Origin of the sequence: Paenibacillus aestuarii (genome assembly GCF_027789125.1) — a bacterium.
Classification (GTDB): domain Bacteria; phylum Bacillota; class Bacilli; order Paenibacillales; family NBRC-103111; genus Paenibacillus_E; species Paenibacillus_E aestuarii.
Map to the genome: position 1 here is coordinate 95293 of NZ_JAQFVF010000025.1, position 22032 is coordinate 117324.

Genomic DNA, 22032 nt, shown 5'->3' on the forward strand with positions numbered 1-22032 from the left:
GATTCAATGTACTATTGCATCCAGTGTAATGAACTCCACTTGCGTTCTGAATCAGAACAAAAGCACATTTTTAATTCGGGGTTTCATTATATTGATTCAAATCTTTATCATGCAGGAGTTTGTAATAATGACAGAGAGTGCGATTGTGATGTTTTTGAAAAGCAATTAGCTACAGCGTAGACTGGCCGTCCTCGGATTTCGATTCGAGGAAGACTCGGCTATAGGAAGGGGCAGAATATCAGATTCGCCCGGGCGTCACCCTGGAGAGAGTAACCTGGTTACCTTGAAGGGTGAGTGACGCTTTATGCGTAATAATGCCGAGCACTTTATCCAGGAATCCTAGCGGAATCGCATTGAAAAAACGCCCCGTCTCCTCTGTGCTCAGCACATGTGAGGAGTCTACCGTAATGCCGTTCACGCGCAGAGGCCAGTGCAATCGATCATGTAGTAATAATTAACGCCCAGCGATTTAAGCAATCAGATGCTATCTTAGCTGAACTATCCGGTGCGTTGTCGAGCCAGTCATACTTCACTTTACCGCCCTTTCTCGGAAAATCCGTCATCCCGAGCTTTGGAATCAGATACTTACGGAACTGCTCCCGCGTATCGTTCTCCCAATTACCGATTGACGCCTTATCGAGATCTATATTTATCTCTAAAATTCCTCCTCCTACCGCAACAATTTACCCAATTATTGAGTCTATATTTACAACATTAGGTAATTGAGGTGGAAACCGTATATGAACTTCAAAACACGAATCAAGTCTTTTATTTGCCTCGTCTTTGTCATGATGCTGGTCAATTTTATTTGTAATATGCAGGCTGATGCTGCGCTGCCACCGCACAGAGCAATTGACCCACCCAAAGTCCCACCGGTCATTACCTTATTCGAACAGACGCCGCTCTATTCCACGCCTGACGATTCGCGCAAGCCATTTGCAGCTCTTACTCCTCAAGATGTAACTACCGTCGATGCAGAGCAAGCCTGGTACATGAAACAGCGCGGTGAAAAGGTATGGATCAAAATTAAGACCACATGGGCAGGTGATCTCTGGATGCACCTAGACTATGACAAAATTGGCGTCGTCAAGCCGCTCGATACGAACATTGCACTGCTCTGGGACACCGCCCTTTATACGCAACCATCCTTATCAACGATGACAGAAGTTGTGCTCGCTCCGCAAACCGTTCACGCGAATGCCGTATTCGAATCACCTGTATCGTATTTATCCAACTCCTATCGGATTGAGACCTCGTGGCTAGGGGATATGTGGGTTGTCTCTCAGCCTCATATGCTGATAGATATGGAGATTTTAAATCAGGAGATGGATCTGCCGACCGAAACCTTGTACATGGAGGACTATGATACATCGAATCGTTTGCAGCGTCCCTCGGATGTCAAGATGATTCCACCGCAGAAAGTATTTGCCTTCGAAAAAACACAGAATGGAGTTTACCATGTTCGGTCTCAAGATGGTAACACTTTCTGGATTCAGCCGGAATTTGCACAGCCTGCAGGGGCAGAGCCAATCAAAGAACGGCTCAAACTATTGAAGGACGTGAGGCTCTACCTGTTTCCAACGATGCCTTTCCCAACCTTCGGGGTGTTATCGGCTCAAACCGTAGATGCATTTGAACGATGGACCGATCCGCAAAACGAACAATGGTACCATATTCATACTTGGGCCGGAGATATGTGGGTGCAGCCGGATAAACCACTTTAATAAAAGCTTCTGATCGAAGAGCCTTCGAGGAAGATGCATTCGTTAACGGAAGCTCTTTCGCTGCTTGCCAACGCTCGGACCAGTACGATGTGTAACAAAAAACCATTCGTTAAAAACGAATGGTTTTTTGTGGTTTATTATTCCTAAGTGCAGCCGTCGCTTGAAAGTGATACCCCTTTCATAAAGCGACATTTTCTTTCGCTTCTGGCGAATAAGAATCAAACGCTCGGATCCATTTGAATCGATTTACTTTTATAATCGCTACAAAGCATTTCAAGATTTGGTCCGATTTCAGACAAATAAATGTAACCAATGGTGAAAGATTGAATACAAAAGCACAAAGTGCCGAGGCTGGCAAAACAATCAGCCACATGAAAATGGTATCATTGTATAAAACAAATTTGGTATCCCCACCACTACGAACGATTCCTGTTAAAGAAGGCATCTGATAAGCAGTCCCACACACGGTGATGGATAATACTGTCATGAACTGCAGGGCAAGGCCCCTTGCTTCAGCGGAAATGGAATAAAAGTCCAGGACATAATCCTTAGCAATGAACAGAGCAGCGCCTGTACATAATCCAATGATGAGATAGAGCATCTGCAGCGTCTTGGCGTAAGCTTTGATTTTATCCATATGCCCTTCGCCAATCGTTTTGCCGATTACGACGGTAGTAGCACTTGCAGAGGCAAAAACAACGACGGATACAATCTGAAAAATAGTTGTCGCTATGCTGTTTGCCGCAATCGCAGCTTCACCCATATGCCCCAGAACGGACGTCTGTGTCGCCATTGCGATCCCCCAGATAAAGTTTGACATTAGAATAGGTGACCCCAACTTGACATAATGCTTAAACAACTCCATATCAATTGTAAAGAAATCTCTCAGCTTCAACAGGATCTTCCGATCAAATCGCTTCACGAAGATGCAGACTATGATCAATTCAATTATTCTTGAAGATAAGGTTGCTATGGCAGAACCCTGCACGCCTAGACTTGAAAAACCAAAATGTCCGTAGATCAAAACATAATTCAGGCAAACATTGATGATGAGCGTGGTCGAGGACAAAATAAAGCCGATCTTCACCGTCTCCACACTCCGCAATGTCGCAAGCAGAATACTGGTAACGGAAAAAAATATGTAGGAGAAGCAGATGATCTTAATGAATTTAGCTCCCTCAGCAATAACACTCTGATCATTTGTAAACAAAGAAAGTAAGCTTTGTGGAAAGAAAAAGACGATAGCCCACATAATCAAACCAACAAGAATCGAAAGGCGCATTCCTATGCTGGCAATCCTCTTAATCGATCCGATATCATTTGCCCCCCAGTACCTTGACGCCATAATGACAAGCCCTTCACTCACTCCCATGACTAGCATTTGCAGCACAAACTGAATCTGATTGGCTATCGCGACACCGGACAACGCCGATTCACTGTAACCGCCGATCATTAAATTGTCGGATAAGTTGACCCCGAAAGTAATCAAGTTTTGTAATCCGATGATTAGGGTCAGCGTAAAAAAGGTTTTGTAAAATAACGTCTCTCGTACAAATAAACTCAAAAACAACACCCGCCTCCATCTTAGAGTTAATTCATTTATCAACAAAACAATTGACTATGTGCACATTACTTCTGCAACTATGCGGTAGCCCGACCCCAAAGCTTATGGTGGAAGCTGGCGAGATCTACCATTTGATTTCTTACAGTATAAGGATTCATCCCATAGAATGAAAAGGCATAATCTGGTTAGGACATGCACTATTTGGCTAAAAAACGAGTGTGTCCATTGCCGGATTCAATAAAAAAGGAACAGCTGCCGGTTCGGCAGTCTGCTCCGGTATTTTATTCAACGGCATCCGAAGACGGATTGATGAGTAGCAAAGGCTGATTAACGGCGTTTTCGCGACTGTTTATCGTTACCAAGATCGATGTCGTGTTCGGATCCATGAATCGGAACGTCGCCTTCCGATCGGTCGCCATCTGCGTCTGAACGAATCCAGTTACGTCTAGGGAATACCAGCCCGCCTGATCGACGCGCACGAATCCGACATTCTGAGCGCCTGCCCCTAGCCGGTTGTTCCAGTTCATCTTCGCCTCGCTCCAGGTATCCCCATCATAGCCATACACCCACAGATTCATCGGCTTGGCCAGAGGCGTTGGCACGTAGAAACGAAGCTTGGCTGTTTGCACCGGCTCCGTGTACGTGCCCAAATCAAATTTCATGAACGCCATCCGATCTCCCCCACCGGCCGCTTTGGGAAGATCCACGACTTCCAGCGTATCTACGCTTCCATATACAGCTTCAGCTACATTCTCGTACACGAAAGTATCCTCGCTTGGCAGGAACACGTTATTGACTACTGCCGAACGCACGACCTGCAGTGTATACACATCCGTTTCGCCCGTTTTCCCGGTAACCGTCATTGAAATCCGAGTCTCCCCTTCGCCCAGCGCGATGGCTGCGGATGGGGTTCCGCTTGGCGTTTCGACTCCATTGACCGCAATCACACTACCCGCATTCGAAGCTGTCGGCGTCACCGTAATGGATTGCTGCTGCGCAGGAACCGTCACCGTATAATTGGTTCGATTCTTTGCAAACGGTGCATCCCATGTGCCTGCGCTTACCGTCAAGCCGTCAAGTCCCGTTCTCGGATACAGCGCCGTTATATGCGGCTCGTCGTAGGCTTGAGCCCAGTAATAGCCTGTCGCCGTCACGCGACGTGGCTCGAAGCCGACCTGCTGGCCATCTGGTATGCTTTCGGACGTCAGAGTCAGCCAGCCGGCCTCATCTGCCGTGCCGCCCTTATACACGCCGCCTGCATAATGGAAGCGGCCTTCAATGGCAGCACCCGGAATGGCTGCACCGGTGACCTGGTCGACCGCCTGCACGCTTGCCACAGCACGGCCGGAGCCCGCCGTCACGTTCAAGCCTCGCAAAATCATCGGCTTCAGCGCCGTGCTGCCTGTCGTAGCGGACGCTTCAGGAGACGCAGGACCTAAGTTCCCTTGTAAATCCACGGCCGCAACCCGGTAATAATACGTCGTATCCGGCAGCAGTCCGATATCCGTATACGACAAACTTCTGGCCAATCCCGTTACGGTTGCCGGTCCTGGAGTAAAGCCACTATGCGTGCTGCGGTAGACGACATATCGATCGACCCAATTGTTATCGAATGCCATACCGAATTTCACTTGAATCTGCTGGAAATTCAGCGCTTTAACCGTCGGGGCAGCGGCAATCAGGTCAGGCGCCTGTGTATCGGCCGGCGGCTCCCAGAAAGTACCGCCTTCTCCCCAATAGGACGGCAAGTGAAGCAGGTCGTCATAATGATGCATTGCGATGCCGCCGAAGGCATCGGAGCCGCCGAATGCGGCATACACCTTATCTAATTCCCGCTCCATGCTGGCCCGCCCCTCCTCCTGGAACGTGATCGTCTCCGGATCACCGCTGTTGGCAATATCCTTCGTTTCGACGCCGATGACGACCGCATGATTTTTGCCGATCGAGTGCGCATAGCTGATTTCATCCCGTGCGCCGGCGATGATGCCAACAGAGCCGTCTGCGGTATCCCGGTAATCCATGATCGAGACGTAATCGCTGATGTCCAAGACGTGCTCGGCCAGCGACTTGGTGCTGCCGTTCCAAGTAATATTGAGCGCCGATGCCGAGGAATCGTACCACTTCGGAATCGCTGGCCCGAAAGGTAAATTAATGCCAGCAGCCTTGATCCGGTCGATCATCTTTTGCAACCCGTCCAGGTATTGGAGCTGTAAGGATGGATACTCGTTATTAAAGTCCGGAGAAATATAAGGTTCAATGTCAACGTTGACACCATCGAACTTCTCATTCACGCCTGAGGCTAGGTTATAATTGATGATGCCCTCTACTTCCCCGACCGCACGATCGTGATATACTTCATACGCGCCAAAATAAGGCGGCGTGGTGCCGCCTGAGATACAGGCCTGCACCGCAAAGCCCTGATCATGGGCCCAAGAAATAAAATTGCGAAGCTTGCCAGGATCCTCCTCCAAAATATCCATGCCGTTATAGGGACCGACCGCCAAATAAAAGGTCTTGACGGGATCGGAGCCGAAAGTAGCTGTATCCTTAGCGAACGCGTTTAGCACGCTGCGTGCATTCGGATTGAGCAGCAATTGATACGTTTCCGGCTCCCAAATCCACATCGACCGATCCTGATCGGCCATATGGAATACTTCGACCGTGCCTTTGCCAATTTTGGTATAGGTGGTTGAACTGCGCCCGATATGACCCTGATCGTCGATCGTTCTAGCTTCGATGCTAACGGTCTGATCACTCAGGCCATCCGTATTCCAGTGCCAGGTGTAATGGTTTCCAGTCCGTGCGGCTTGCTGCCATGAACCGTGATTCACGCGAACGTCCACCTGTTTCACCTGATTTGGCGAATCGATCGTAACCTTCACTGGGACGGTCCCATGAACTGTCTCACCGTCACCTGGATTGGAAATTGTGACTAGGGGACTGCCTGCTTGAGGATTGTCGACAGTCAGCACGACAGTGTGGCTCCAAACACCGTACCGTGTATCGATATTCAGCCCTAGCGCGTTTATCCGAACATCACCATTGTATACACTTGTGTCTAGCTCATAATGCCAGGTACCGGAATTGCTGTCATCCGGATTCGCCTCCATAACCGCCGCCACCTGTGTGGTACCGTTAATGTACAATTGGATGTCATACGTATCCGTATAAGTCCCTGATAGGGTCAGCATTCCTGCTTGAACCACCGTATGGTCTATGGGGTTATCCAAGGTGACCGCCGAACGGGCACTGGCGTGAGCCGTCCTCACGTTGAATGGGGCGATAAGGCTTATGACCATGAAAAATACCAAACATGCCTTCATCCATGCTTTGTAAACTTTCTTCATGCGGCATACTCTCCCTTCTTCATTAACAAATTAACGAATTGGATTCACATTCACCTCATCATTACCGGTTCCTCCCATTAATTGGATTGGCCGTTCTATTCCAAATTTTAACTCACGCTGGGACGTAATGTAAGCCCTTTCGAGAAAATAGATAAAGGTCCCCTACACATGTAGCGGATTTTGCGAAGAACTATTCATTTATCTGCTAAAAAGTAACCGGTGCATGATAGGCGTATTTTACTATCTTTTCTTGAGTCTGAAACTTACGAGCATTGGGCTGCGTCTATACATAAACGAAGTTAACTTATTAGGAGCAGATGATATGAGAATAAAAAAAGGTCTCCAAACCGGAGCCGCTTGTATGATGCTGATGATCGGACTCATGCCGGCTGCCGTCGCTCAAGCTGATACGGACAGTCCTCCTGCCGTTTTCTTGGACGGCCGTCCGCTTTCCTTTGAAACCCCGCCCATCATCGAAAACGGGTTCAGCCTTGTCCCGCTTCGTTCTATATTCGAAGCTGAAGGCGCCAAAGTAACATGGGATGAAGCGACTCGTACAGTAAAGGCTGTGAAAGATGACACTGTATTTACATACCAAATCGGGGAAATGACTGCAACGAAAAATAATGAAACGATCGCCATGCCCATCTCCGGCAAAATTATTGCAGGGAACACGTTGATCCCGCTTCGATTAATCAGTGAAACGCTTGGCAATCTCGTGCAATGGCATAATTACGACCGATCGATTACGATCTCATCTGCCAAAAGCTATGAAACCACCATAGAATATGGCGTTAACCTGCGTGACGCGCCGAACACTGGTTCGCAAGTGCTTCGGATGATTCCAAAGAAAGAGAACATTCATGTCATTCGAGAGATGAACCCGAACTGGCTGGAGGCGCAAACGAAAGACGGTGCGATCGGCTTTCTCTCCGCTGACCCGCAATACACCGATTATGTGAACTCGGACCTAACAGAGAAGAAAGCGAATGACTTGCTCGCGCTCGGGTTCAAATTCTTGGGAACGCCGTACGAGTTTGGTGCCTCCTCCGATCAAACCAAAACGTTTGATTGCTCTTCTTTCGTCCGATATTTGTTCAAAGAGGCACTCTCTATCGAGCTCCCGCGCGTCTCCTACGACCAAGCCCAGGTAGGGAAAGAAGTCGGACTTGCCGATCTACGTAAGGGCGATTTGCTATTCTTCAGCGCTCGCGGTCTGGACATTGGACATGTGGGCATTTATGCAGGTGACGGAAAGATACTTCATACGTATTCCAAAGAGGAAGGCGTTCATATCGAAGACTTTAATGACAAGTGGAAGAAACGTTTTGTTACAGCCAAACGATTATTTTAAATCACTTGAGTAAGGCTGCCAGCATCTGACTGGCAGCCTTCATGATTTTATATGTTAATTCTCATCTTCATTCCTGTAGGATACTGTTCCAAAATCACCGCATAAATCAAGAAAGATCCCTCTCATATCAAAAATCTCTTTATCTTCTTGTAAATAAGTAAGCACTTCTTTCCTTAAAGAGGTGTCGGGCTTTGCATTCTCTACCTCGGTCAATTCATTAAATACAAATTTCCATAAAAAGCTTACTGAACCCGCAGTCGGATACAGGTAGAACTGCTTTTGGAACTTTACGATATTGCTGGTAAGCGGTAACATTTCCCGAAGTTGGGGAGTAAAAAGCCAAGTATGGCATACCATACCTTTATACTTGACCTCTGGAAAATAGGTTGCATAAAATTGTTTCGCTTGCATATAAGAGTCTCTTATAGATTCCATATCAAAAGCTGTATCTCTTGGAATGTGGATCTCAAGCAAAGTATCGTCTTTGTCCAATACTTTTTTCCATTCATCCCTTTTAAGCTTGACTTGTTTATTTAAAGCTTTACCAATGGGAGTTATTGGATTTCCAATAAAATAATCTTCCGTTTCCTCATAATTTGTCACAAAGCCATCGGTTGTCTTCTCTTTATTACATACTCCTTGCATATCTCCATTTGCTCTCAACTCCATCCCTTCACTGCATAAAAGCAAAAAGGTATCTTCCTTGGCATTGTAAAAGCCTTTTACGATGCCAGAAAATGTCGTTTCCATAAATTGCATTCTACCCAGCCGAAACAATTTGGCTTCAAGATGCCTCCAGATCCAGCTGAAATTTCTGATGGCATAATACCCCACTAAGTTATAGGCATTTTGTACCCAAACACTGATATCCCTTAGGGTTTCTACAAATAATTCTTCACTCAGTCCCCTTTCGGAATACTTCCGTTCAGTAAGAGGCAGTCTTTGCAGTGCAGCATGCAGGTAAAAGAGAGTGGCTTCATTACCGAAAACTTCTTCCACGTAAGAATGAACAGTCAATGGTTCCCAGACTGTCGTCCAATATCCGCTTTCGATATAATTCTTATAAAACTCCGAATAAACCTCAAAAAGTTTTTGATCATTATTTATTTTATTTGCTATTTTCACTAATATTTCGATTGCACCTTCAGGCATCAAAATTTTCCGGCAGTAATGCTCTGTTAAGTCTTTCGATAATAACAAGAGTTCCATTCATGTACTCCTCCCTTTTGAACGCACCTCTAGATTGGATTATTTATGGGTAAGTTTACCACATGGCTGAAAATTGTTCATTATACAAAATGCCAGATAAGTTAATGAAGGCAAACAAAAACAACAGCCACGTGTCTGATTGGGCTGTTGTTGAAGTTGAACATTTCAGATGTTCACATATAACATATTATCCTTGGTATAACGATCGCCCGCCGCTATGCCAATTGGTGCGACTTGATCAATCTTAGCCAACTCTTCTTGTGTTAAAACCATATCTGCGGCAGCGACATTTTTTTCCAGATAGGAAATCCGACGAGTTCTGTACGGCAGTTAATTGGATGAACGGCGTGCGCGCGGCGAATTGTACCGGCTGCGGCTTCGGACAATCCGATATGCCCTATTTTACCATCATTTTTGAAAATGCCTTCTTTGGAATTTCACACGCATCATCAATCTCTTCTCCCAAAGTGTCAGATACGAGATCGAGTTTAAATAAATGCCCCCCATTTCGTATTTCCGGCTTTAGCTTGACTGGAATTTCTGCCGAGTTAATTTCCATCAAAGATTTTCTCCAGAGCATCACGTTGCGGAGGCTTGATGTTTACTTTTGGACGTAACCTTTTTGTCATTGCCTCAGCCTCGTCTAGGTTTTGAAGCTTTTCCTAAGGTCATTAAGGTCCCGGCAGCAACCGCTCCGGCTCGACCTCCGCCACCGGCGCAGTGAAAGCCCACCTTCTTACCGCTTTTGTACGCCTCAACTACACAGTTAATCGCTTTCTGAAAAAGCTCGTCTTGAGGGCCTTCCGCATTGTCTCCTAATGGCACTTTGATCCATTCTACCTTCGCGTTTGGATCCGCGCATTCCGTTGCTTCGCTGCGCAGATCTACAATCACTTCCACGCCTTCGTTTTTCACCATGTCTGCAACGTCGGCCGCACCTCCGAAGAAAATCTTATCATCCATGAGGTTTTGATAGTTTTTTGGCATTTCGTTCTCCTTTTTTTCTTCTTGAAAGATATAAATGTTTGAACTCCTTTAGCAAATAAATAAGCTTCCTTTAAAGATTACCTTAAATATACATATTTTACGAGCTGCATTATGATTAACCCTGCCTTCGCACTTCTAACGCAATTCTGCACTCGTTATGTACAACGTAGTCATTAAATTCGCATTAATGCTGGAAATAAATGCCAACATGACTACGCCCCTCGTGTTAGATTCGATGTCTAACATTTGGGGCTCAGTTCACCATTAAGAGAAATCTATCAGGCTGGCTAACGAAACGGAGCTTTGGTTTGTATCCGTTTAAAAACCAACATCCACCGGGCATACTTGTAAAAATGGTGTCCTTCGGTGGAATAAATGTTCCTAAGTTGAATTGAAATACTTCCGACTATGTGGTTTGGGCTATATTTTGAAGCAACGGTAAATATTTTTTACTCACCCTGAACTTTTAACCTAGAGATAATGGAATTTCCGAAAGACTGTTGATTGGCTTGCCAGGACTGCATTTTCACTTATTTATGAGACCATTTTGCATATGACTTATAAATCGTCAATAAGAATTCGCTATTTTGACATCAAAGTCTGATTACTGTTCGACAAAACCGCTTATAATGAAGCCATTACCTCGTTATCGGAAAGGAGATTCTGTTTAAATGAGTGATCACCATGTTCCACGCCAAGTTAATAACAAAAATTATACGGCTGCGATCGTCACCATCTCATTGGTAGCGAATGTCGTTATTTTACTCTTGTTCTTCTCACCTATTGGCTACAAGGGAGAGATTGATTTCGACCTTAGCATCTTCCCAAGAATCAATGGGGTGTTGAACAGCTTCACCTTCATCTTCCTGCTAGCCGCTTTGATCGCGATCCTACGGAAAAACGTAAAGCTTCACAAAGGGTTCATTCTCGCCGCCTTCTCTTCTACACTGTTGTTCCTTGTCTCCTATTTAACGTTTCATTACATGTCTTTGGAGACGGCGAAATTCGGTGGTGTTGGCATGATCCGGCCGATTTATTTCTTCATTCTGATCTCTCACAGCATCCTGGCAGCCATCATCGTGCCGCTCGCGTTGTTCACTCTCGTATGGGGATGGACAAACCAGTTGCATAAACATCGTAAAATTGCCCGTTGGACGATGCCGATCTGGCTATATGTCAGCTTAACCGGGGTTGTCGTGTTTCTAATGATGGAACCGTACTATTAAGGAGAATTGAACAGACCTCCTTCAAAACCTAAAAAAGACGGCTACCAATTCAAGCGGCTAGCCGTCTTTTTATAATAAATGCTATGGTTCAGCACCGATCGCGTCACAGCTGGTATCGGATGCCAATCAACAAACTCAATTAAGTTCTTAAAGCGAAATCTATCGCACTTTCAGCATGAATTCTCGTCGTGTCATACACAGGTATGCTGCAATCAGCCTGCGAGACGAGCAGCGTTATTTCTGTACATCCTAGAATAACCGCTTCTGCTCCTTGCAGCTTGAGATTTTTTATGATTTGTAAATAGGCTTGCTTCGAATCTTCTTTAATAATGCCAAGACAAAGTTCTTGATATATGATGTCATGAACCGCCAAACGCTCCGCCTCATTAGGCACAATAACCTCAAGTCCAAATTTGTCTGTGAGTCTACCCTTGTAAAAATCTTGTTCCATCGTAAATGCAGTGCCAAGTAAAGCCACCTTTTTGATTCCATCCTTGACAATTTCAGCGGCTGTTGAGTCAGCAATATGAATGAGCGGAATCGAAACCGCTTCTTCCACTTCTTGGGCCATCTTATGCATTGTATTTGTACAAATAACTATGAAATCAGCACCAGCCATTTCCAGTTTTTGTGCAGAATCAATCATCATCTTTGTAGCCTCCCCCCAGTTCCCTTGATGCTGCAAAGATTTGATTTCTTGAAAGTTTACTGAATACATGAGACTTTTGGCGGAATTGTGTCCACCTAGTCTTTCTTTGACACATTCATTTATGATTTGGTAATAGAGAAGAGAGGATTCCCAACTCATTCCACCAATAAGTCCAATCGTTTTCATGTTAGACACCTCAATTATTGTTAACTTCATTTTCTCACAAGGAGTTTAAGAATACAATAATTGGAGGATACAGCCATTTTGCCTAAATAAAAGGGTGACCCAGCCATCGTCATGGCTTTTTAGGACATTTTAAAATACAAGGAACATTTTCAATGCCGTGGCAATCTGCTCCTTAGTCATCGTTTTAATATGGCTGGTGCCCACCAATTCCATTTACCGAGCATTTTCATTAACGACGGAACCAAAATCATCCTGATAATCGTAGCATCAATAAAGACCGCTGCTGCAATCCCAATACCAAGTTGTTTTACTCCTGCTACTTCTCCGAATGCAAAGGGAACCGTGACGGCAATCATAATGGCAGCAGCTGCGTTAATGATTTTGCGAATTGAAGCCAGCCCTACTCGTACGGCATATCCATTGTCCTGCGTCTTTTGATAGACCTCGAATATTCTGGATACCAAAAACACCCCGTAATCCATGCTGATTCCAAAGACGAGTCCGAAAATAAATACAGGAATCATAATCGCTATGGACGTCGGTTCAATTCCAAAATGCCCTCCCTCAAAAGTCCATGTCAAAATACCAAACGACGCCCCCAAGCTCAGAAGATTCATAACAATCGTTTTTAATGGAATCAATATGGATTGAAAAGCCATAAACAACACCACGTAATTAGATACAAGTATAAAAAGAAGTACAGCCGTAATATGTTGAAATATCGCGTCAAACACCTCCTGCTGGTATTTCGCTTCACCTCCCAGCAGAAATGAAATCTCTGATGATTCCCCCTGATTCCCCCAATTTCTGAGCCAGCTCATCACATGTTTCGAAGCTGTCGTACCTTTAAGGGTAATATGTAGGAGCATATGATTTTTTTGAATAAACTGTTGAAGAATCGGTACATACTTCGCTTTTATTGCAGGATTTTGATATAAGACGTATAGCTGCTCAGGCGATAAGTGAAGACTCGAAAAGACAGAATCCACTTTCTGTACGTTAGGATCGCTCTCTAGTTTTTGGATGAGTGTATGTACTTTGAACCATTCTTCTTTGTTCATATTATCTGCATTTACTTGGGCTATGAGATACACATCTGCATTCATAGGGGATCCGAACTGATTTTGGTAAGTTTCGAAGGCCAGGCGTGAGTTATAGCCTTGTGGCAATGATGTGGCATCAGGAATGGCCAATTCCATCTTATTTAACGGAAGGAGACAACAGATCAATAAGCAGGTGGCTAATAAACCCATTCGCGCAGGCCTTCTCATCACATATTGAGATGCGCAGTTCCACCATCCCCTTTTTGTGAATATATCAAAGGACTTATTTTCTGATCGAATAGCACGCCTCATCACAAATAGGAGTGCTGGGACTAAGGTTAACGCTAACAAAACAGACACGATCAATATCGTCATTGCTCCTAAAGCGATTGACGAAAACATTGGAAGCGGGATAAAGAGTATCCCCATAAGGCCTAAAAAAACACTTATCGCAGAAAATAGGACTGCTCGACCAGCTGTACATAGTGTAATAAGTAGTGCTTGTTCTGGTGGTTTATGAACTAATTCCTCGCGAAAACGGCTGACGATCATTAAGGCAAAATCAATGCTAAGCGCAAGTCCCACCATAGGAATAACATTGAGGACAAAGTTGGATAATTCTATTTTTGACCCTATCCCATACATGATCCCCATCGTACCGGTAACCCCAACAAGACCTATGACAATGGGGACCATCGCAGAAACGATACCTCCAAATGCAAACCAAAGAATAATAAATGCTGCTGTCACTCCAATCCATTCGGCTTGTCTCAAATCATGTTGGCTCGCTCGATTGACATCAACTTGAACGACGGGTTTCCCTGTTATATTCACTGTGATCGCTTTAGCAATAGGAAAGCTCCTCTGAATTTCAGCCAGAGTAGATTTCATATCCTGTATATGGTTGTCCAGAGCAAACATCGCATATGCAAAATTGCCAGCTAGCATCTCTTTTCTTTGCAAAGGAGATACGATTTCGCTGATCCCTTCAATTATTTGTAGTTGTAGTATCGTTTGCTGAATAAACTGCTGAAACTGTTCTAACGTGACGTGCTTATTTTTTTCAAATACAAGAATAACGGGATCTTTGGGAATATGGAAATCAGAAGAAAGGATCTGCTGAACGCTAGCGTAAGCTCCATCCGGATATAAGCCATGATCCTTAAGAGTAGCAGGAAACTTCGGAGCCAAATAGCCGAAAACGATCAAAAATAACGTCCAAATTAGGATGATCACTTTGGGATATCGAATGGAAAGATAGGCAAGCTTGTGAAAATTCATAACATGGCTCCTTAACGCAACGGGGAATAACGGCTATACATCGCTTTCTTTTAACCTGGTTGCTTGTACGAATTTTGTAACCAGTCCTGGTGCAAGAGGTGCTATTCCTAAAAAAAGTCTAGGTAAAACCGGCGCTTGAAAAAGCCACTGAAACAATTGTCCCCATTGAAAGGGACCGCTGAATTCTCGGCGTACCGCTTGCGTATATTGTTGTCTCCAATCCTGCAACGAAATTTCCCCAGATAAAAAACGGTTGGCCAGCGGTGCGCACAAAAGTGCAGAACGAAGCGCCATAGACATCCCATCCCCACAGAGTGGAGGTATCATTACTGCGGCATCGCCAACTTGAGGGATCATTTCCCATGTAAGCGGCTTTCTATTTAAAACGACTGGGGCAACGGCTGCTTGCGTGCCGGGGACTGGAGTTGCGTTCGCTAGCTTTTGATTCAGCTTAGGATGTCTACGCCGAGCTGCTTCAATCCATCCTAAAACCGATTTATCACTACTGGACGTGAATCTGTCTCTTTTAAGGAGTGCCGCAACATTTACAATGCCACCTTCAACAGGGGAAACACCTACATATCCGCCATCGAAAAAATAAAGTTCAACAACTGGTTCCGCATCTATCCCCACAAAATGCGATTTAATGCCGACATATGCATGCTTAACATGACCATTTGAGTGATGGCCGGGAAGTCCGGCATGACCATTCGAACCCCAGGCAGCAATAACCGCTCGCGCTCGATAGGATTGTCGCTCTTCTCCTTGTTTGGTCTCAATTGTGAACCCGCTCCCATGGGGATTTACAGACGTTACCGTAGTCGAAGTCAAAATGTTTACACCTGCATTCGACGCAGCTTGATGGAGCGTGGCGTCCAATGAATACCGGCTAAGTCCTAAAGCAACGCCTGTCAATGGTATTTCCAAAGGATTCCCGAAGTTGAAAAGCAACCGTGCCCGAGTGATCGAGTAGGGCTGCAGCAGCTCCACTTGATTGCTTAGGCCAAGCTCTTTTAACATGCTTTGGGACTCCGGGGAAAGAAATTCACCGCAAACTTTATGTCGAGGGAATTGCTTTCGATCAATCAAAACCGTATCCCAACCACGATCCGCTAACGTTTTCGCCAAGCTGCTGCCAGCAATTCCAGCTCCCAGAATGGCAACATCCCGGATTTGATTCATCGCAATCAACTCCGATGATTGAATTCATCCTTGCTTTTCCACATCACTACCGCATAACGAAACAAAGGTCTCCAAGTGTAAAACATGCCGGAATTTCCAATAAACCTTCTGAGATACTCCCAGTCCTCCGAACGAAATCCTTTAGCTACTGAAAGAGGCCCGTCGTTTCGAATATACCTGTTTTTGGAAATGATTCGTGTCGTAAGCCAAACCGCAGCCCATGGAATCCAATGTCGATGGATGTCATTAATGACAACCCCTATGCGAGAGGCTTTAAGCATATGATCTACAACCTTAGGGAGCTCATTGGCGCTAAAATGATGCACAAATTGTGTCCCCGTAATCACGTCTGCACATCCTTCAGAAAGATCAAACAAATCACTTCGGAAAACTTGTACACGACGATCTTCACAAAAGAGCTGTCTTGCCTCTTCACAAGCCTCATCTGTAATATCTGTCAGGAAAATAGTGATTTCGATTTGATGCCTATCCGCCCACTTTAACAGGCGTTGATTCACATCCCCTGAGCCGGCTCCAACATCTAAGATGGATAGTCTTTTCGGCTTACCCGCTTCTCGCCATAATTGCTTAACGCCATAAAGCGTTGGCCCAGAGGCGCCAAAAATCCAGTTAAGCCTACTAAGATGCCGTAATGCTTCCCGGAGCTCCTTACCTCCTGTGTTGAAGTCATCCATGAACTCCGGTTCGATGGCCCGCTGCTTGAACTTTTTAAACATGAAGGTTACCTAAAAGCACTTCTTCTGGAGCGAGAGATGGGATATAGGTAAGCTTAATCATCTCGCAAGTTAGGCCTGGTCCAAATGCTACGGCTAAGCCGTTAATGGGCCTTTCACTTCGGTTCTTTAACTGCTGCCGTAATTCACTCATGACAAATAAAATGGTAGCTGAGGACATATTCCCATAATTGCGCAGTACAGTACGACTAGGCGATGTTTGTTCCGCTGTCAGACTGAACTCGCTTTCTAACGCATCGATAATGCCCTTCCCTCCGGGGTGAATCGCCCAGATCTCCGGGTTTTGATCCCCATTTATCAAACGTTCAATTTGTTCTGGAATCAATTTGCCTATCAGTTTAGGGATGTTTGGCGAAAGATAGAGATCAAATCCAAAATTGCCCAACTCCCATACCATCTCGCCCGCAGAATCCGGCAATAGGATGGAGTGCTCAGTTCCCAAGTGAAATATGCCTCCTTGCTTAGCGCCGGTACTACCGATAATACAAGCAGAAGCGCCATCGCCAAAAAAGGAAGCTCCATATAAGGCCTCACGTTCCGTAGAAGGTTGAATGTGAAGTGTACATAACTCCACGCATACAACTAGAACTTTAGCTGAAGGCTGACTCGCTACAATTTGTTTGGAGAGACAAATAGCCTTTAAACCGGCAGCACAGCCTAAGAATTGAAGTGGAATCCGATTGACTGTGGGTGCAAGTCCCAAAGAACGGACCAGCTCTGTATCTAAACCAGGAAGAAACTGCCCCGTACAGCTAACCGTGATCAGATGCGTAATCTCGGATACATCCACATTCCCATCTAATAATGCCCTTATTGCGGCACTCAGCCCTAAGGGAACAGACGCTTGTTTATACACTTCCATTCGCTCAGCTGTTGAAGGAACCTCTGAATCGGATATCCGTGGAAAATAACGGCACTCTTCAGCAGGCTCCAGCAGGTTTGGCTCACAGGTATATCTGGTTTCAACACCACATTGTTTAAATATTCGTTTCGCCCAACGCATAGAGTCTTGATTCTCTCTTAATGCTTGTGCAAGTCTATTTGAAGTATCCGCTTGATCTAAGCGATATTCCGGCACAGCTGTTCCTATTCCTAGGATTGCGACTGTTTGATCGGCTTGTTTCGTTTCCAATATCCCATCCCCTTGTGCAATCATTTGAACAATCAGACATGCCCTGCTTAATCAAGCCTATTCAAACTTCATTACGAATATGATACGGATATGTAAAATTGTTCCACAAAAAAACAGCTCTGAAAAGAGCTGTTTTGTGATAGCAGCAAGAAGTGTCATTGTTAACCTTGAATGACTTTTAAAGGCTCTTTAGCAGGACCTTCGAGTACTTCCCCTTTGTATGAAAATCTTGAACCATGACATGGACAGTCCCAAGTACGCTCTCCATGATTCCATTCAACTTCACAACCCATATGTGTACACGTTGTATCTACGATGTGCAAGTGGCCTTCTTGATCCCGGTAAGCCCCCGCTCTCTCTCCTACTACCCTTACGACAGCACCTTCGTCGTTCTTCAGATCCTCTGGCTTCTTGAAGGTCATTTCCAATTTCCCTGAAATGAACTGATTCACCACATCAGCATTTTGCACAACGAACGTTTTAATGCTTGGATCCGCATGAAATCTAGACGGTTGATAGAGTTCCTTATAAGGGCTCACTCTTCCTTGAACTAGCTTTTCTAGTAATAAAGCTGCTGCAGTGCCCGTTGTCATCCCCCATTTTTTATATCCAGTTGCTACAAGGATATTCGGTTCACTATCTTTGGTTTGGCCAATGTACGGAAGCTTGTCCAGTGTTTCCAAGTCTTGAGCGGACCATCGGTAACGAATTTCATGAATTCCAAAATGTTCATCCCCAAATTGCTGTAAAGCCTCATAATGCTTGAACGTACAGATTCCCTGCCCTGTCTTGTGGCTCTCGCCTGAGATCAGAACCATTTTTTCACCAGCGGTCATGGTAGACCTTAGCGATCTTTTAGGCTCTTCCGCACTTATATACATGCCTCCCGGAAACTCTTTGGCCGTTTTAACCGCTAAAATATAGGCTCTTTTCGCATGCATTTTGGCAAAGTAAAAACCGCCGCCGTCATAAAATGGAAAATGTGAACACGAGATCACAAATTGACTGGAGATTCGATAACCGTCCTGCGTCAAGACAGTGGCTGGATGACCTTTTTCAATATCCACGGCTGTTGTATGCTCATAAACCTGTACCCCGTGTTCTTGAACCGCTTGATTTAATAAATAGTCTAAATAGCTTATGGGGTTAAATTGCGCTTGATTTTTCATGACTACAGCGGCTTTTGTTTCAATCGGGAGCGGTGTCTGTTCGATCATGGAACCGGGAATGCCCAATGCCTCGTAGGCTGCATGTTCCGCTGCAATTTTTTTCACGAAATCATCTGACTTCGTATAAATGTAAGCATCTTCCTCTGAAAAATCACACGGTATTTGATGCTCATGCACCGTTTGTTTAATAAACTTCAGCGCCTCGTGGTTGGATTCGTAATAAAGTTTTGCTTGTTCCTTACCAAAATGCGAAATAAATTCATCATATATTAAATCATGCTGTGCTGTAATCTTTGCCGTTGTATGCCCTGAAGTTCCATTAAGCACACGACCAGCTTCTAGAATTGCAACATTGAACCCTTGCTTTGAAAGCAGATATGCGGTAGTTATTCCTGAGATTCCAGCCCCTATAATAGCAATGTCAACTTTGATATTCTTTGTGAGCTTAGGATAGCTCCTGTTGCTCAAAGATGTTAGCCAAAGCGATTCGGGAAATTGTGGGAGTCTTTGGGGCTGCTGCTCCGTAAACATCATTTCTTTCCTCTCTTCCATTTTTTTGCATAATATATCCATGAACCTATCGGCTTATTCAAAAACAACCTTAACCAGTCAACGGATACGTCGAGTTTGAAATCAACTAGTTACGGATATTTCGGCAAATTTGTCGAAGTTAAAAAAAATCAGTCAATATTTGCGCTTGCCCAGGAAATATATTCGGTAATTGCATGCTTTTCCCCAATAGGGGCAGGCTTGTAACTGGCATAACGTTGCAGGGAACCGACATGTAATACTTCCCCATCGTGATGGGAAATTTAAGGAAAATGTCACCTTCTTGGAGCAGCCATGCCTCTAAACATAAATTTCTTATGGAATATCGTCACTTGTACTGTATTGTTCATCTTGTTAGTAAAGAATATCACGCGCCATACGCTCCGGGAGGCTATTGTTTGCTTTCTCTTTGCTCAGGTTGTGACTTGGGCTTTCAGCACATTTTTTGTTGAACTGCACTGGGAGACTTGCCCCGTAAGGCTTTTTCCGCGCGCCACTCGAACCGACTTTGTAGGTGACTATTTCACGGCTCCAGTCATCTATGCGTTATTTTATTTTCAGTACATCAAGCATCGAAGCTGTTTATTCCGCTGTTGCCTTTAACTGTATGGTTCAATCGTTGGTTTTTCAAGCAATCATACCCATATGGAGGGATAAAGGATGGACCGCGTAATTGAGGTTGCTGTTTGGTTCATCTCAGCCGCTTTGACATACGAATACTTTGCATTACCTTGTGTTTCGGCCATATACAATGTACGCTATCCAACAACTTCTCCCACAGTTGTGAAACTCGCTTATACGCTGTCTTTCACTGCTGTCCTAACTGCAGGAGAAGTAATACTTCAGAAAGCCACAAGACTGGTCGCTTACATCCATTGGTCTTGGTATGTTTCGTTTATTTCTATTTGCATTGCATTGCAATTGTCTTATTTGTTTTACAAATGGTTCACAGGAGGATCGGTTGTAGGTAACAAGGCTTAACATAAACAAAGATTTGTCCTCCAGCTTGGCTACAGCACCTGCGCGATCTCCCACAGATGGCCGTCCGGATCTGCGAAGCAAGCCGTCCGGCGCCCCCAGGGACGCGTTATAGGTCCATTCAATAATTCAACGCCACGCACTTCCAACTCATCGCATACCCTGTCAACGTCCGGCACTTGGATCGTGAACTGGAACCGGGCACCATCTCCGCCGCGACCAACCGGCGCGGGCTCAATCAACTCGCTGGCGTTCGATTGCTTTAACAGATTGATGCTTGTATTGCCAAAATCGAACACTACACAGTTTTCATCTTCATATAAAGTTGTAAGTTTAAACGTCTCTTGGTAAAATGCCTTCGACTTCAACAAATCTTCTACAAACAAGGTGATTTCGGTAATTTGGTTTGCCCAGTCAGTTATCGCCATTCACATTCAACCTCATTTCTAATTTATTGAGTACCCTTTTTTCCTGTCGGACTGAATAGTTTCTCCCTCATTTTTGGAATAATAAGTGATATCAATTGGGAGAACTGCTGATCGTTCTCACGTACAATTTTACCATATTATGGTATACGGTGATATTCTATTTTAAACTGAAAAGAATTTTATGGAATCAAGAATAGATATAACTTAAAAAGAAGAATTCACGAAAGCGACAAATCATTATGACAGAATCATGAGGGTTAGCTGAGGAATGGCACGTATACGTTTGTGATATGGTAACCTATAAGAAGTGAAATTAATTAGAAGGAAGTGTTAACTTCATGCTAATCCAAAGCAATCCGGTTCGTGTCGAACCGATTCAGGTCTCATTAACGAAGGTACTCTTTGAATCGATAAAGATTGGCATTATTAAGTCGAACCTCATTGCGATGGTCGCGGGGCTTAGTATGGCCATGTTCATTCACAAAATTTCATTTTTCGATAAAATCGGAAACATGATGTTGGCTTTAATCGGATCCGTGTTTGTGATCGGAGCAGCCGGCATCTTCAATAATTTGTACGACCGCGATATCGACACTGTGATGGAACGGACAAAAAATAGACCGACCGTATCTGGCATCGTTAACGTCTGGAGCGGGTTGTTCATCGGGAGCTGGATCGCACTTGGCGGGCTGATAGCGCTGTATATTGCTTCTCCGCTTTCCGCTCTCTTCGGCTTTCTGGGCCTGTTCATTTATGTCGTGCCCTATACGATTTGGACGAAACGCAGAACCGTCTATAACACGGAGGTTGGCAGCTTATCTGGAGCGATGCCTCCATTAATCGGATGGGCAGCGATCTCGCCTGACATTTTGCACCCCGGCGCCATTGCGTTGTTCGCATTAATGGTCATCTGGCAAATGCCCCATTTCTACGCAATCGCGATTCGTCGCATGGAGGAATATCGTGCGGCCAACATCCCGATGCTGCCCGTCGTCAAAGGCATTCGGAGAACGTACGTACAGATGAACATTTATTTGGTTGCGCTGTTCCTGTGCAGCTTTTTGTTCTGGTCGTTTAACCCTTACATCGCCGTTACCAACGCGATCCTGAGCTTAGCCTGGTTCATTCTAAGCATCAGCGGGTATCGTCGGAAAGAAGAGGGCAAGTGGGCCCGTTCGATGTTTATTTTTTCACTTAACCACATTACGGTATTGCTCGTGATGATCGTAGGCTATTCCTTAGGTGCTCTTTTATTTTAATCACCCTAAA

General features: G+C 44.9%; 19 protein-coding genes. 7 read left to right on the top strand and 12 right to left on the bottom strand.

The window, feature by feature from the left end; all coding sequences use genetic code 11:
* The first annotated feature begins 6 nt into the window (after positions 1 to 6).
* The gene (locus O9139_RS33305; protein ID WP_377526039.1) at positions 7 to 180 is read left to right on the top strand and encodes a DUF3973 domain-containing protein; all 174 of its coding nucleotides are present in this window, start codon (positions 7 to 9) and stop codon (positions 178 to 180) included.
* A gap of 560 nt (positions 181 to 740) precedes the next feature.
* On the top strand, positions 741 to 1724 hold the full coding sequence (locus tag O9139_RS11270) for a hypothetical protein (RefSeq protein ID WP_270879570.1): 984 nt from the start codon (positions 741 to 743) through the stop codon (positions 1722 to 1724).
* A 178-nt stretch (positions 1725 to 1902) separates the two neighbouring features.
* Here the strand turns inward: O9139_RS11270 and O9139_RS11275 are convergent, their stop codons facing one another.
* Positions 1903 to 3294, bottom strand: a complete 1392-nt coding sequence (locus O9139_RS11275; protein WP_270879571.1) for an MATE family efflux transporter — start codon at positions 3292 to 3294, stop codon at positions 1903 to 1905.
* A gap of 275 nt (positions 3295 to 3569) precedes the next feature.
* The gene (locus O9139_RS11280; protein ID WP_270879572.1) at positions 3570 to 6635 is read right to left on the bottom strand and encodes a CBM96 family carbohydrate-binding protein; all 3066 of its coding nucleotides are present in this window, start codon (positions 6633 to 6635) and stop codon (positions 3570 to 3572) included.
* Positions 6636 to 6957: 322 nt separating this feature from the next.
* Here O9139_RS11280 and O9139_RS11285 point away from each other — a divergent pair, with 322 nt between their 5' ends.
* Positions 6958 to 7989 carry a stalk domain-containing protein gene (locus tag O9139_RS11285; RefSeq protein ID WP_270879573.1) on the top strand — a complete coding sequence of 344 codons (1032 nt, stop codon included), beginning with the start codon at positions 6958 to 6960 and terminating at the stop codon, positions 7987 to 7989.
* Positions 7990 to 8043: 54 nt separating this feature from the next.
* On the opposite strand, the gene O9139_RS11290 is transcribed toward O9139_RS11285, so the two are convergent.
* From O9139_RS11290 to O9139_RS11300, 3 genes are all read right to left on the bottom strand, one after another.
* Positions 8044 to 9198 (bottom strand): acyltransferase domain-containing protein, encoded by a 1155-nt coding sequence (locus O9139_RS11290; RefSeq protein WP_270879574.1) that lies wholly within the window; start codon positions 9196 to 9198, stop codon positions 8044 to 8046.
* Positions 9199 to 9595: 397 nt separating this feature from the next.
* The gene (locus tag O9139_RS11295; protein ID WP_270879575.1) at positions 9596 to 9757 is read right to left on the bottom strand and encodes a hypothetical protein; all 162 of its coding nucleotides are present in this window, start codon (positions 9755 to 9757) and stop codon (positions 9596 to 9598) included.
* 74 nt (positions 9758 to 9831) lie between these two features.
* Positions 9832 to 10185 (bottom strand): phosphatase domain-containing putative toxin, encoded by a 354-nt coding sequence (locus O9139_RS11300; RefSeq protein WP_333742595.1) that lies wholly within the window; start codon positions 10183 to 10185, stop codon positions 9832 to 9834.
* Positions 10186 to 10856: 671 nt separating this feature from the next.
* Here O9139_RS11300 and O9139_RS11305 point away from each other — a divergent pair.
* Positions 10857 to 11411 (top strand): DUF420 domain-containing protein, encoded by a 555-nt coding sequence (locus tag O9139_RS11305; RefSeq protein ID WP_270879576.1) that lies wholly within the window; start codon positions 10857 to 10859, stop codon positions 11409 to 11411.
* A gap of 139 nt (positions 11412 to 11550) precedes the next feature.
* Here O9139_RS11305 and O9139_RS11310 read toward each other — a convergent pair whose 3' ends face one another.
* From O9139_RS11310 to O9139_RS11335, 6 genes are all read right to left on the bottom strand, one after another.
* Positions 11551 to 12246 carry an aspartate/glutamate racemase family protein gene (locus O9139_RS11310; protein ID WP_270879577.1) on the bottom strand — a complete coding sequence of 232 codons (696 nt, stop codon included), beginning with the start codon at positions 12244 to 12246 and terminating at the stop codon, positions 11551 to 11553.
* A gap of 176 nt (positions 12247 to 12422) precedes the next feature.
* Positions 12423 to 14570 carry an MMPL family transporter gene (locus O9139_RS11315; protein WP_270879578.1) on the bottom strand — a complete coding sequence of 716 codons (2148 nt, stop codon included), beginning with the start codon at positions 14568 to 14570 and terminating at the stop codon, positions 12423 to 12425.
* Positions 14571 to 14603: 33 nt separating this feature from the next.
* Positions 14604 to 15752 carry an NAD(P)/FAD-dependent oxidoreductase gene (locus tag O9139_RS11320; protein ID WP_270879579.1) on the bottom strand — a complete coding sequence of 383 codons (1149 nt, stop codon included), beginning with the start codon at positions 15750 to 15752 and terminating at the stop codon, positions 14604 to 14606.
* A gap of 5 nt (positions 15753 to 15757) precedes the next feature.
* The gene (locus tag O9139_RS11325; protein ID WP_270879580.1) at positions 15758 to 16489 is read right to left on the bottom strand and encodes an SAM-dependent methyltransferase; all 732 of its coding nucleotides are present in this window, start codon (positions 16487 to 16489) and stop codon (positions 15758 to 15760) included.
* Positions 16482 to 17639, bottom strand: coding sequence for a type III polyketide synthase (locus O9139_RS11330; RefSeq protein ID WP_270879581.1), 1158 nt, complete (start codon positions 17637 to 17639; stop codon positions 16482 to 16484). The genes O9139_RS11325 and O9139_RS11330 overlap by 8 nt, the downstream gene beginning before the upstream one ends.
* Before the next feature lie 161 nt (positions 17640 to 17800).
* Positions 17801 to 19339, bottom strand: coding sequence for an FAD-dependent oxidoreductase (locus O9139_RS11335; RefSeq protein ID WP_270879601.1), 1539 nt, complete (start codon positions 19337 to 19339; stop codon positions 17801 to 17803).
* 312 nt (positions 19340 to 19651) lie between these two features.
* On the opposite strand from O9139_RS11335, the gene O9139_RS33310 reads away from it, so the two are divergent.
* A complete protein-coding gene (locus tag O9139_RS33310; RefSeq protein WP_377526050.1) occupies positions 19652 to 19960 on the top strand; it encodes a CBO0543 family protein in 309 nt (102 codons plus the stop codon).
* A 57-nt stretch (positions 19961 to 20017) separates the two neighbouring features.
* The gene (locus O9139_RS11340) at positions 20018 to 20338 is read left to right on the top strand and encodes a CBO0543 family protein (protein WP_270879582.1); all 321 of its coding nucleotides are present in this window, start codon (positions 20018 to 20020) and stop codon (positions 20336 to 20338) included.
* Between the two features lie 29 nt (positions 20339 to 20367).
* Here O9139_RS11340 and O9139_RS11345 read toward each other — a convergent pair whose 3' ends face one another.
* On the bottom strand, positions 20368 to 20763 hold the full coding sequence (locus O9139_RS11345) for a VOC family protein (protein ID WP_270879583.1): 396 nt from the start codon (positions 20761 to 20763) through the stop codon (positions 20368 to 20370).
* Positions 20764 to 21101: 338 nt separating this feature from the next.
* On the opposite strand from O9139_RS11345, the gene cyoE reads away from it, so the two are divergent.
* A complete protein-coding gene (gene cyoE, locus O9139_RS11350; protein ID WP_270879584.1) occupies positions 21102 to 22022 on the top strand; it encodes a heme o synthase in 921 nt (306 codons plus the stop codon).
* Positions 22023 to 22032: the final 10 nt, after the last annotated feature.